The sequence below is a fragment of the Carnobacterium sp. FSL W8-0810 genome (assembly GCF_038007125.1).
Lineage (GTDB): Bacteria > Bacillota > Bacilli > Lactobacillales > Carnobacteriaceae > Carnobacterium_B > Carnobacterium_B inhibens.
This window is the reverse complement of record NZ_JBBOWO010000001.1, coordinates 2,287,159-2,299,787: the sequence shown is the minus strand read 5'-3', so window position 1 is coordinate 2,299,787 and position 12,629 is coordinate 2,287,159. Positions and strand designations below refer to the sequence as shown.

Here is a 12,629-nt window from a genome sequence, read left to right as displayed (position 1 = left end):
ACAGGCAGTGCCAAAAAGAAAAAAAAAGATGACTAAAAAACAAAAAGAACAACGAACAAAGTTGATTTCTACTGGAATCATACTTTTGTTTGTTTTTTCGATTGGCTTATTTCTGGGTGAAAATAAAAATAGTGAGCTTTCTTTAAAGGAAAGAATAACTATTTTTATGGAAGAAACAGCTGGTCTTTTTAATTCTGAGGATCCAGAACCAGCTGAGACAGAGAATCAAGAAACAACCATTCGTTTTTTAGATGCTAATCAAGGATCAGCAACACTTATTCAATCGAAAGACGGTACAAACATTTTAATTGATAGTGGACGCTATGAAGACAAAGATAAAAAAATTATTCAACAACTGGACCAATACGTTGGTACAGGCGGTAAAATTGATTTGCTGATTTTTACACATAACGATTCAGATCATATTGGTTATGGAGATCTTATTCTTAATTATTATAATGTAAAAGAAGTCTGGATGAATGGGAACGACGCTACAAGTAAAATTTATGAACGGGTACTAGATGCCATAGATGAAAGTAATGCCTTATATGCAGAACCGAAAGCTGGAGAAAAACATCAAGTAGGTCCTTTTAAAATTGATGTGTTGAACCCTACTGATCCATCAGATAATGATCAAAATGACGATTCTATTGTAACTAAAATTACAGTTAATCAAGTTAGCGGGCTTTTTAGTGGAGATGCTTCTCAAAGTATAGAAAAGGCTATTATAGATACAGGTATTGATCTAGCAGCTGATTTTATCTTAATGGGACATCACGGATCGGACACAAGTACTAGTGAAGAATGGATCCAAGCAAGCCAACCAGATCTTGCTCTATTTTCAGCAGGTGCAAATAACAGTTATGGACATCCCGGTAAAGACGCAATTGGTCGTTTAAAAAGATATAATATTCCAGTCTATGGAACTATTGAAAATGGAACGATTACTCTTGTCATCCATGAAGACGGAACGTATACTATTAAGACTGAAAAGGGAGAGAACATTAATGAAAATGGTGCTTGAAGAAATAGAGGGTGATTTAGCTCGTTTTATTCCGGATGAAGGTGCATCTTTTCATATAAAAAAAAGTTTACTGCCAGAAAATTATCAAATAGGTGAAGTATATGAAGTTACTATTTCTGAAGGACAAGTTAGTATGATTGAGCCTTTAAAAGAAGAAACACAGGAAAGACTTGCTAAAATGAGACAAAAGCGAAAGAAATTATTAAATAAAAGAAAAAAATAACTATTAAAATTAGGCTGTAAAAACGGAGAACTTAGTTCCAGTTTTTACAACCTTTAATTTTTGTCAGATTGGGCGTTTATAAATTAAGCGTCTTAACCATCTTATGATGAGGAATTCCAGCGTCCATAAAGCTATCGCCTACAATCTGATAACCTAATTTTTCATAAAATGATAAAGCATGATCTTGTGCATCAAGAATCAATTGATTTACCTGTTTTTCTTTTGCGTAACGTTCTATTTCTAACATTAATTGATTGCCCAAATTTTGTTTGCGGAAATCAAGCGAAACAGCTACACGTTGAACTTTAAAAGTAGTGTCATTTTTTTGATAAAGTCTTGCTGTAGATACTGCTTTATCTTCTAAATATCCAATAACATGAATCGTTTTATCTTCTAAATCATCAATTTCTAATTCTGGCGGAACATGTTGTTCTTCCACAAAAACTTTTTTTCTGATTGATATAGCATCATTGTAATAACCAGATGTTAAATCTACTGTCCAAATAAATTCCATCGTTTCCCTTCTTTCTTTTACATTAAAATCGTAACATAATTAATCAAATGAATCTAGATGAAAACAACGTGAGCTTTTATCCAGACGTTCTTTATTTATTAAGGTAGATGAACTATACTAAAGAATATAAATTAAACAAGAATGGTGGTCAATGCAATGAATGAAAAAACGATTCAACTTGTTGAAAAATTAACAACAATTCCTTCTCCAACGGGAAATACGTATGAAATAATTTCTTTTATCCAAAATTATTTAAATCAGTTCGGTTATGAAACTACAAAAACAAATAAAGGTGGATTGATGATCACTGTAAAAGGAGCAAATCATCAAAAGCATCGTTTTGTAACAGCACATGTTGATACGTTAGGAGCCATGGTAAGAGCGATTAAACCAAATGGAAGACTGAAATTAGATTTAATTGGTGGGTTTCGTTTCAATGCAATCGAAGGAGAATACTGTACAGTACATACAGCTAATGGAAAGATATCAGGTACGATTCTAATGCATCAAACTAGCGTTCATGTCTACAAAGATGCTGGAACAGCTGAAAGAAATCAAGAGAATATGGAAGTACGTCTTGATGAGAAAGTTCAGACAAAAGAAGAAACTCAATCATTAGGTGTTTCTGTAGGAGACTTCATTAGCTTTGATCCTAGAACTGAAATTACGACTAATGGATTTATTAAATCCCGTCATTTGGATGATAAAGTGAGTGTAGCTATCTTACTGCAATGTTTAAAGAAAATAAAAACTGAAAAAGTGGTGCTTCCTTATACCACTCATTTTTATATTTCAAATAATGAGGAAATTGGTTATGGCGGAAATTCAAATATTTCTGACAAAGTAGTGGAGTATTTGGCGGTTGATATGGGTGCCATGGGAGATGACCAACAAACTGATGAATATTCTGTATCCATTTGTGTAAAAGACGGAAGCGGTCCGTACCATTACGAGTTGAGGAAAAAACTGACTGCACTTTGCGAAGACAATCATATTCCTTACCAGTTAGACATTTATCCATTTTATGGAAGTGATGCTTCAGCTGCTATGAAAGCAGGAGCGGATGTTCGTCATGCTTTAGTTGGTGCAGGAATAGAAGCAAGCCATGCCTATGAAAGAACGCATGAAGAATCTATAACAGCGACTGAACAATTGATCGAACAGTATTTATTAAGTGAGATGCTAGATTAACCGGAGAGGATTAATGTTATGGATTATTTTAAAAAATCGAAATTAATGTTTTGGACAGTATGGTTATTAGTTTGTGCTACGTTGATTTTTATGAGTACGAAGATCGAGTTTATTTTTCAACCTTTAACCACATTTGTTTCAACGTTGTTTACCCCTATTATTGTAGCTGGTTTTTTATACTATTTGTTAAATCCTTTGATTGGACAATTAGAAAAAATAAAAATCAAAAGAAAATATGGGATCATCATTGTTTTTCTATTATTTTTAGGAGTAGTAGTATTTTTAGCTATATCTGTTTTACCTAATTTAATTGAACAATTAGGACAGTTGATTACAAGTATACCTTCGTTTTTAAAAGCTTTAGAAAATTATTCTAACGAAATGCTTCAAAAGCCAATGTTTGCTAATTTTGATTTGGAGCAAACTTTAGGAAAAATGGATCTTTCTATTGAAAATATTGCAAACACAGTACTGACTGCTTTAACAGCAAGTGTTGGTTCATTGGTTGGGGCTTTAGCGAATACGACGGTCGTTATTGTTACAGTTCCAATTATATTGTTTTATATGTTTAAAGATGGAAAACATTTTAGGCCTTCAGTTGCTAAGTTTTTTCCAAAGGAATACCGTGGGCAAATGATTGAATTACTTGGGCAAATGAATGAGACTATTGCTTCTTATATCAGTGGGCAAGCGTTAGTTTGTTTATTCGTGGCAGTATTTACCTACTTAGGGTACCTGATTACTGGAATGCCTTATGGTCTTTTGCTAGGGATTATTGCAGGAGTAACGAATATTATTCCCTATATTGGACCGTATATTGGGGCAGCACCTGCTATCATTATTGCGTTAACTATTTCACCAACACAAGCTTTATTAGTTGCATTAGTGGTGTTAGTGGTTCAACAAATTGATGGTAATTTTATCTCTCCTAACGTGATTGGGAAAACTTTATCAATTCATCCTTTAACGATTATTGTTTTATTGCTAGTTGCTGGGAACATTGCGGGTATAATTGGAATGATTCTTGGAGTTCCTACCTATGCAGTAGTTAAAACAGTGGTTGTCTATTTAAGAGATATGTTTATGATTCGTAAAAAACATGCCTCAACTCAAAAAATTATTGATTAGTAGTTGAATTTTTTATATAGTTTGTGATATAGTGTTCAGAGTGAAAGTATGAACATTATATCACAATTTTTTTTGCGATAAAGTAATGCAATCACATAATTAAATGGCTTTATAGGAGGATACAAATAATGAAAGTAGTCGTTATCGGATGTACACATGCTGGTACCTCAGCTGTTAAAACTATATTAAAAGAAAACCCATCTGTTGAAGTTTCTGTTTTTGAAAGAAATGATAATGTTTCATTCTTATCATGTGGAATTGCAATGTATGTTGGTGGAGTTGTGAAAGATCCAGCAGGTTTGTTCTATTCTAACCCTGAAGAATTAACTCAAATGGGTGCTGACGTAAAAATGGAACACAACGTTAAAAGTATTGATACTGAAGCTAAAAAAGTAGTAGTAGAAAATATGACTACTGGAGAAGTATTTGAAGAAAGCTATGATAAATTAGTTAATACAACTGGTTCTTGGCCTATTACACCGCCAATTCCTGGTATTGAAACTAAAAATGTTTTATTATGTAAAAACTACAACCAAGCAGAAGAAGTTATCAAACAAAACCAAACAGCTAAAAAAGTTGTTATCGTTGGTGGAGGATACATCGGGATTGAATTAGTAGAAGCTTTTGAACAATCAGGCAAAGAAGTTACATTAATTGATGGATTAGATCGTATTCTTAACAAATACCTAGATCCAGAATTTACTGATGTATTAGAAAGTACTTTAGAAGAACGTGGAATCAAATTAGCATTAAACCAAGCCGTAACTTCTTTCAACGCTGATGAAAATGGTTCAGTTAAATCTGTAACTACTCCAAAAGGCGAATACGAAGCAGACTTAGTTATTTTATGTGTTGGGTTCCGTCCAAACAATGAATTATTAAAAGATAAAGTTGAAATGATGCCAAATGGCGCAATCATTGTTGATGAATACATGAGAACAAGCAACAAAGATATTTATGCAGCTGGAGACAGTTGTGCAGTTCATTACAATCCAAATGGTGGAGCAGCTTACATTCCTTTAGCAACTAACGCTGTTCGTATGGGTACTTTAGTAGGTAAAAACATTATCGAACCTAAAGTGAAATACAGAGGAACACAATCAACTTCTGGTTTGTACTTGTTTGGCTACAACATTGGGTCAACTGGTGTAAACGTTAATAGTGCTTCACACTTTGGTTTAGATGTTCGTGCAGTTTTCGTTAAAGACAACTACCGTCCAGAATTTATGCCGACTACTGAAGAAGTTTTCATGAAATTAGTTTACGAAGTAGGAACAAACCGCATCGTTGGTGGACAAATCATGTCTAAATATGATGTAACAGCTTCTGCTAATACATTATCATTAGCTATTCAAAATAAAATGACGATTGAAGACCTTGCTTATGTAGATTTCTTCTTCCAACCTTATTTTGACCGTCCTTGGAACTACTTGAACATCTTAGCTCAAGCAGCTTGTGATCAAGAAGACGAATTAGCTAAGTAAGAAAAAAAGAATAAGTTTACTTTGTTAAGCTTGCTAGTTTAAAAGATTCAGAATAAAATGGTAAAGGACCTGAGATTTTTGTCTCAGGTCCTTTTTATAGGTCAATGATTTGGAGGTATATAGTTTGAAAATCAATAAAAAGATTTTGTCAGGGATTATTGCACTTATTCTTTTCTTTACCGGATCCTATGTTATAGATCAAGAAGAAGAAAAGTCTTCAACTGTAACAAATGACCAAACATCTATTGAACTTAAAAGAGTGATTGATGGAGATACAATAGTTTTCATTGAAAATGACAAAGAAAAACGGCTGAGATTGCTTCTGATAGATACTCCAGAAAGCAGCACAACTAAAACTGGTTTTGCACAGCCATATGGTATAGAAGCAAAAGAATTTCTTACAGATTATTTAAAAGGGAAAACGTTGTCGATCGAATATGATCCCTCCCATGAAAAAGTAGATGATTACGATAGAGTATTGGCGTACCTATACGCAGATGGAAAATTAGTGCAAGAAGTAATGGTTGAAGAAGGTTTAGCACGTGTGGGTTATGAAAATGGTGATGAGCTTTACTTAAATCAATTAGAAGAAGCAGAGCAAAAAGCAGATAAAATAAATGTGAATATTTGGTCTATTGAAGGATATGTTGGAGAATATGGCTTCAATAAAAAGGAATAGGGTATAAAAGGCAGCACTAAATATGCTATAATAATTGAGTTAATGATACAATTGCCATCCTGTAGCATTCTTGACTAGGATGATATGGTTAAATTAAATAAGCAAAATAAATAAAAAGACTTAAAATGAGGGATAAAAATGGAACATTATTTAGAAGAGGAAGTAGAAGCACGAAAGACATTTGCAATTATTTCCCATCCGGATGCGGGTAAAACAACAATCACTGAACAGCTACTGTTATTTGGTGGAGCAATTCGTCAAGCAGGAACTGTAAAAGGGAAAAAATCGGGTAAGTTTGCGAAATCCGATTGGATGGAAATTGAAAAACAACGTGGAATTTCTGTTACCAGTTCTGTGATGCAATTTGATTATAAAGGGAAAAGAATCAACATCTTAGATACACCAGGACATGAGGATTTTTCTGAAGATACGTACCGTACATTGATGGCGGTTGATAGTGCAGTAATGGTTATTGACAGCGCAAAAGGTATCGAGCCGCAAACGAAAAAATTATTTAAGGTTTGTCGCATGCGTGGGATTCCTATTTTCACGTTTATTAATAAATTAGATCGCGATGGAAGAGAACCGCTTGATTTGTTAGAAGAACTTGAAGAAGTTTTAGAAATTGATTCTTATCCAATGAATTGGCCTATAGGTATGGGTAAAGGTCTACTTGGCCTTTACGATAATTACAATAAAACAATTGAGATCCATCGCCCAGAAGTGAATGGCTTAAACGGACAAAAAGTTATACCATTGAATGAAGCTGGTGAAATTGAAGGAGACCATCCTATCAAACAATCTAGTCTATACACGCAAGCTTTAGATGACGTTGAGTTGCTTAATGAAGCGGGTAATGAATTTTCAGAAGAAAAAATCGCTTCTGGAGAGTTGACACCAGTATTTTTTGGCTCTGCTTTAACGAACTTCGGAGTAGAAACATTTTTGAATACGTTTATTAACTTTGCTCCAAGTCCAACAGCTCACATGACAACGGATAACAAAAAAGTAGAACCAACTGCTGATGAATTTTCTGGATTTATCTTTAAAATTCAAGCGAATATGAATCCAGCTCATCGTGATCGCATTGCTTTTGTACGTATTTGTTCAGGTGTATTTGACCGTGGAATTGACGTTACGTTAGCGAGAACAAATAAAAAAATCAAATTATCTAATTCAACTCAGTTTATGGCTGAGACCCGTGAAGTCGTCCAACATGCTGTAGCCGGAGATATTATTGGACTTTATGATACAGGTAATTTTCAAATAGGAGATACCATTTTTGAAGGAAAGTTAAACGTGGAATACGAAAAGCTTCCTCAATTTACGCCTGAAATGTTTATGAAAGTACAAGCGAAAAATGTAATGAAACAAAAATCATTCCATAAGGGCGTACAGCAACTTGTTCAAGAAGGCGCTATACAATTGTACAAAACTTTTCACACAGAAGATTACATTGTTGGTGCTGTTGGGCAATTGCAATTTGAGGTTTTTCAATACCGTATGTTAAATGAATACAACTCTGAAATAATCATGACACCGATGGGAAGTAAAATTGCACGTTGGATCAAACCTGAAGACCTTGATGAAAATATGTCTTCAAGTCGTAATTTACTTGTACGTGACCGTTTTGACAATCCTTTATTTTTGTTTGAAAATCAGTTTGCTATGCGTTGGTTCGCGGATAAATATCCAAATGTTGAATTAACGTCACTATTATAAAAAAAACCAACTCTTCCATATAATCATAGAAGAGTTGGTTTTTTTGATAGTGAAAAATGACCATTTTAAAAGATTGCTTGAAATAAAAGGTGGTTACCATTAAAGTAATACTACTGCTTTAATGAGACAAAAATGATTAATCTTCAACAGGAATAGATAACTCAACAATATGTGGAGCATGTAGAATTTCAACATTGTCAAGAGTCGTTTCAAGTACATTTTCTAGAGCAAAATTGATTTCCGCATTTTTAATATTGCGGACTTTATTTAGTAAAAGTACATCTTTATGTGTTGGAGCTCCTGAGTAAATAACTGTAGTAGGCCCTAAAGAAAAAACTTTCACAAAATTTGCATCAGTATTCTCCAATTGTTCCATCACAAGTTCCGAATGATTATTTGTAACGTCTATTAGTTTCATAATCTTTCACCTCTTTTATACCGGTTAGGTTATAGATATTATATAATTAAAAGGAGCACAATTCAAAACATTTCTACTTATTAATAAGTAAAAATGTAGCATAGTATGAAAAAATCTTGATTATCATAAGGAGGTAAATTTTTTTTGAACTATTATAAATTTATGGGTCGTTTTTCTAATCAATTCTCTACGATTCAATTAATTGTATTGTATTATTTTATTGTTGTTGTAGTGGCTTGTCTGTTATTAGCTTTGCCTATCTTTAGAAATCCTGATGTTTCTATTTCGTTTATAGATTTGATTTTTACTGCCGTCAGTACAGTCAGTGTTACTGGACTAGCTACCATAAACTTAGGAGAAACCTATAATTTTGCAGGAATTATTTTATTGCAAATTTTATTTATGTTAGGAAGTTTAGGAGTCATGATGATATCTACTTCATTCATGCTTCTTCGAAAGAAAAAAGTTTCTTTAAAGCAACGTCAATTAATCATGACGGATATGAACCAACCTAGACTTAGCGGAACTGTGCGATTGATTCGCAATACGATATTAATTATATTAGGCTTTGAATTTGTTGGGGGTGTAATTTTAAGCAGCTACTTTTTTTTATTTTCAAACTGGTCTTTAAAAGAAGTCTTATTTCAAGGTTTTTTCACAAGCTTCTCAGCAGTTGCAAATGTCGGAGTGGATTTAACTGGACAAGCATTGATCCCTTTTCATGATGATTATTTTGTTCAAATTATTATTATGTTGTTGATTGTTGTTGGAGGTATTGGTTTTCCAGTATTATTGGAAATTAAAGATTTTCTGCAATACAAGAAAGAAAAAAAGGCTTTGCCTTTTCGTTTTTCATTATTCACTAAAATTACCGTTTTCTCATTTTTAATTTTACTAATTGGTGGAGCAATTTGTATATGGCTTTTAGAATTTAAACAATTTTTTAAAGGAATGCCTTTTACCGACAGTGTTTTTTATTCTTTTTTCTATTCTGTAACAACTAGAAACGCTGGACTAATGACTACTTCTTTGAGTAATTTTAGTGAAGGAAGTTTATTATTATTTTCTATATTAATGTTTATTGGAGCAAGTCCAAGTTCTGTAGGTGGAGGAATACGAACGACGACATTAGCCATTGTAGTCGTCTACTTAATTTCTTTTATCCGAGGACATGACCAAGTTGCTTTATTTAAAAGACGGATCGATCGAGATGATGTGCAGAAATCAATCACCGTATTTATTTTATCTATGGTTCTCTGTATTTTTAGTGTGATGGTTTTAAGTGTCAGTGAATCGCATGATTTGATTACACTGATCGTAGAAGTGACATCTGCTTTTGGAACAACTGGATTATCTTTAGGCGTGACACCTACTCTTACCGTAGTAGGAAAATTGATTATCATTGTATTAATGTTTATAGGTAGAATAGGTATGTTATATATGCTGATGTTATTAGTTCCTAAACATAAAGAAGATAAAAATTACCATTATCCAACCGAAAAAATCATCATAGGCTAAAGAGAATACAAAAAGAGCTCTCAATCATGATTTCACTGGTTGAGAGCTCTTTTTGTTTTTAATTGTAAAAGATTAGTCGTTAGGTTCAGATTCTTCTATTACTAAAGAAGAATCCGTTTCTGTTTCTGATGATTTTCCTTCTACCGATAGATTTCCTTCTTCATCCGTTTTAGCTACTAATTCTTTTACAGAAGGGTAATCAAGATAAAAATCAGCAACGCGATCTTCAATCTGTTCTTGAATAACCCTACGCAAAGGACGAGCACCTAATTTTGGATCATATCCTAATTCTGCTAATTTTTCTTTAGCAGATTGAGTTACTTCAATAGTGATTCCTTGATGTTCAAGCATATCATTTACATCTTTTATCAAAAGATCTACAATATACAATAAATTTTCTTTTGTAAGAGAGTTGAATTCAACGATTCCATCAAATCGGTTAATAAATTCTGGTTTGAAATAGTCAGTCAGATGATTTAATACAGATTTTTGAGTACCAGAAGCAGCTGCTCCAAATCCTACGCTTGCTTCCACATTACCAGTACCGGCATTACTAGTCATAATAATGATTGTATCTTTAAAGCTGACTGTACGACCTTGAGCATCTGTTAATCTTCCATCATCAAGAATTTGTAAAAACATATGCAATACATCTGGGTGAGCTTTTTCAATTTCGTCTAATAAGATAAGGCTGTAAGGATTATGACGAACTTTTTCAGTTAATTGGCCTGCTTCGTCATAACCGACGTATCCAGGAGGGGAACCAATCAATTTAGATACACTGTGTTTTTCCATATATTCACTCATATCAAAACGAATATAAGCATCTTTGCTTCCAAATAACTCTAAGGCTAATTGTTTAGCTAACTCTGTTTTACCGACACCAGTAGGACCGACAAATAAGAACGAGCCAATTGGACGGCTTTTATTATTAAATCCAATTCGACTTCTACGGATGGCTTTAGATACTTTATCAATAGCTTCATCTTGTCCAATAACGTGTTGTCTCAAATCGTTTCCTAAATTACGCAATTGTTCTTGTTCTTTTTCTTTTAATTCTCCAACCGGTATGTTGGTTTTTCGCTCAATGATTTCAATCATATCTTGTTCTGTTACGGTAGGTTCATCAGAATCAGGATTTTGTTGATCCCTCATAGTAGAAAATTTTTTAGCTTGATCACGATAAAAAGCAGCTTTTTCATAATCCTCTTGTTGCAAAGCTAATTGTTTTTGATGTGCAGCTTCTGCAATTTTATCTTCAATTTGTTTAGGATCAACAAATTGTATTGTTAAATTCTTTTTCGAACCAGATTCATCTAATAAATCAATCGCTTTGTCAGGTAAGAATCGGTCTTGAATGTAACGATTTGATAGGGTTACAGCACTTTTGATAGCTTCATCAGTATAATGAACATGATGATAATCTTCATATTTCTTTTGGAGACCTTGTAAAATAGTAACTGTTTCTTCTACAGAAGGCTCGCTGACTCGAACCGGTTGCATCCGGCGTTCAAGAGCAGCATCTTTTTCAATTGTACGGTATTCTTTTAAAGTTGTTGCTCCAACCATTTGTAATTCACCACGAGCGAGTGCTGGCTTAAGCATATTACCTGCATCCATGCTTCCTTCTGCGCTTCCAGCTCCAACGATTTCGTGAACTTCATCGATAAATAAGATGATTTGTGGATTTTTCTTTAGTTCATCCATTAACTGTTGCATTCGTTCTTCGAACTGCCCGCGAATACCGGTTCCTTGAACTAAAGAAGCTACATCTAATCGAATAACTTCTTTACCTATTAGTTTTTGCGGTACATCTCCGTCTACGATTTTTTGTGCCAAACCTTCTACAACAGCCGTTTTACCAACACCAGGTTCACCTGTTAAGACAGGATTGTTTTTAGTACGGCGATTTAAAATTTCAATTACTCGCTCAATTTCCTTATCGCGTCCGATAACAGGATCTATAGTACCAGTACGTGCAAGTTCTGTTAAATTCGTTCCGTATTCGCCTAAAAGTCCTGGTTTTTTATTTATAGGTGGTTGTCCACCTGAACCACTTTGAGTTGGTGGAACAGCGCTGTTATTTTGTTGGAAGTTATTATTTTGAGCATTTTGCATAGAACGGAAGAATTGATCTAAATTACCAAAACCAAATGGATCTTGTGGTGTTCGGCTATTTCTGATTTCTCCACGATTTTGAGCATCTTTAATAAGTTGATAACAATTTTGACAGACATCTAACTGACCTTTTTGGCCATTCATATTAGTGTACAAATGGATCGTTGCTTCACGTTGATTACAATTTTGACATAGCATCTCAGCACAACCTTTCATTATAGTAGGTTTAGTAGATAGAATAAGGCGAATGACCAATTGACCATTACTGACCTTTCTATTTATTATTATACACTGACCTTTTTTGACATTCAAGTAATTAACACTACAAATTTTTTGTTTTTTGCACTAAACTAATGAGGCATAAGAAAAATTTAATTGAGAGAAAAGGAAGTCGTATAGAATGACAAAGGAAGAGCTGCGAGAAAGTTTAAATCAATTGATCCAAGGAGAAATAGATACTCTAATGATTGAAAAAAATGATTTTATGACTTTTCGTGAGATTTGGTTCAGCCACGAAGAAAAAGAATCTATTGTAGGAGAAGCATTGCATAATGGAAAAATCATCTACAGGTATAGGTCAAAGTAAAAAAATAGAACATTAAAATTAGGA

The 12,629-nt window shown here is 33.6% G+C and carries 12 protein-coding genes; 9 read left to right on the top strand and 3 right to left on the bottom strand.

The genetic code is table 11. The features are described 5' to 3' along the window. Positions 1-7 precede the first annotated feature (7 nt). Positions 8-1,024: a ComEC/Rec2 family competence protein gene (locus tag NST49_RS11120; protein ID WP_341048611.1), complete on the top strand. Its 1,017-nt coding sequence runs from the start codon at positions 8-10 to the stop codon at positions 1,022-1,024. Further along, positions 1,008-1,247, top strand: coding sequence for a DUF3006 family protein (locus NST49_RS11115; RefSeq protein ID WP_341048609.1), 240 nt, complete (start codon positions 1,008-1,010; stop codon positions 1,245-1,247). The genes NST49_RS11120 and NST49_RS11115 overlap by 17 nt, the downstream gene beginning before the upstream one ends. Positions 1,248-1,323: 76 nt before the next feature. Here NST49_RS11115 and NST49_RS11110 read toward each other — a convergent pair whose 3' ends face one another. After that, the gene (locus tag NST49_RS11110; protein ID WP_341048606.1) at positions 1,324-1,761 is read right to left on the bottom strand and encodes a GNAT family N-acetyltransferase; all 438 of its coding nucleotides are present in this window, start codon (positions 1,759-1,761) and stop codon (positions 1,324-1,326) included. A 156-nt stretch (positions 1,762-1,917) separates the two neighbouring features. On the opposite strand from NST49_RS11110, the gene NST49_RS11105 reads away from it, so the two are divergent. The 5 genes from NST49_RS11105 (at position 1,918) to NST49_RS11085 (ending at position 7,965) form a co-directional block, all read left to right on the top strand. Then, positions 1,918-2,952 (top strand): M42 family metallopeptidase, encoded by a 1,035-nt coding sequence (locus tag NST49_RS11105; RefSeq protein WP_023177341.1) that lies wholly within the window; start codon positions 1,918-1,920, stop codon positions 2,950-2,952. Between the two features lie 18 nt (positions 2,953-2,970). Then, complete coding sequence (locus tag NST49_RS11100) at positions 2,971-4,080, top strand: AI-2E family transporter (RefSeq protein ID WP_023177342.1); 1,110 nt, start codon at positions 2,971-2,973, stop codon at positions 4,078-4,080. A gap of 128 nt (positions 4,081-4,208) precedes the next feature. After that, positions 4,209-5,564, top strand: a complete 1,356-nt coding sequence (locus NST49_RS11095; RefSeq protein ID WP_034538515.1) for an FAD-dependent oxidoreductase — start codon at positions 4,209-4,211, stop codon at positions 5,562-5,564. Positions 5,565-5,688: 124 nt separating this feature from the next. Then, the gene (locus NST49_RS11090; RefSeq protein WP_034538516.1) at positions 5,689-6,243 is read left to right on the top strand and encodes a thermonuclease family protein; all 555 of its coding nucleotides are present in this window, start codon (positions 5,689-5,691) and stop codon (positions 6,241-6,243) included. Between the two features lie 138 nt (positions 6,244-6,381). Further along, on the top strand, positions 6,382-7,965 hold the full coding sequence (locus NST49_RS11085; RefSeq protein ID WP_251166162.1) for a peptide chain release factor 3: 1,584 nt from the start codon (positions 6,382-6,384) through the stop codon (positions 7,963-7,965). A gap of 136 nt (positions 7,966-8,101) precedes the next feature. Here the strand turns inward: NST49_RS11085 and NST49_RS11080 are convergent, their stop codons facing one another. Then, entirely contained in the window at positions 8,102-8,383 is a 282-nt protein-coding gene (locus NST49_RS11080) for a DUF1827 family protein (protein ID WP_023177349.1), read from the bottom strand. A 162-nt stretch (positions 8,384-8,545) separates the two neighbouring features. Here NST49_RS11080 and NST49_RS11075 point away from each other — a divergent pair, with 162 nt between their 5' ends. Further along, entirely contained in the window at positions 8,546-9,901 is a 1,356-nt protein-coding gene (locus tag NST49_RS11075; RefSeq protein ID WP_034538563.1) for a TrkH family potassium uptake protein, read from the top strand. Positions 9,902-9,973: 72 nt separating this feature from the next. On the opposite strand, the gene NST49_RS11070 is transcribed toward NST49_RS11075, so the two are convergent. Continuing rightward, complete coding sequence (locus tag NST49_RS11070; protein ID WP_034536395.1) at positions 9,974-12,217, bottom strand: ATP-dependent Clp protease ATP-binding subunit; 2,244 nt, start codon at positions 12,215-12,217, stop codon at positions 9,974-9,976. Between the two features lie 202 nt (positions 12,218-12,419). Here NST49_RS11070 and NST49_RS11065 point away from each other — a divergent pair, with 202 nt between their 5' ends. After that, the gene (locus tag NST49_RS11065) at positions 12,420-12,605 is read left to right on the top strand and encodes a hypothetical protein (protein ID WP_251166161.1); all 186 of its coding nucleotides are present in this window, start codon (positions 12,420-12,422) and stop codon (positions 12,603-12,605) included. Positions 12,606-12,629: the final 24 nt, after the last annotated feature.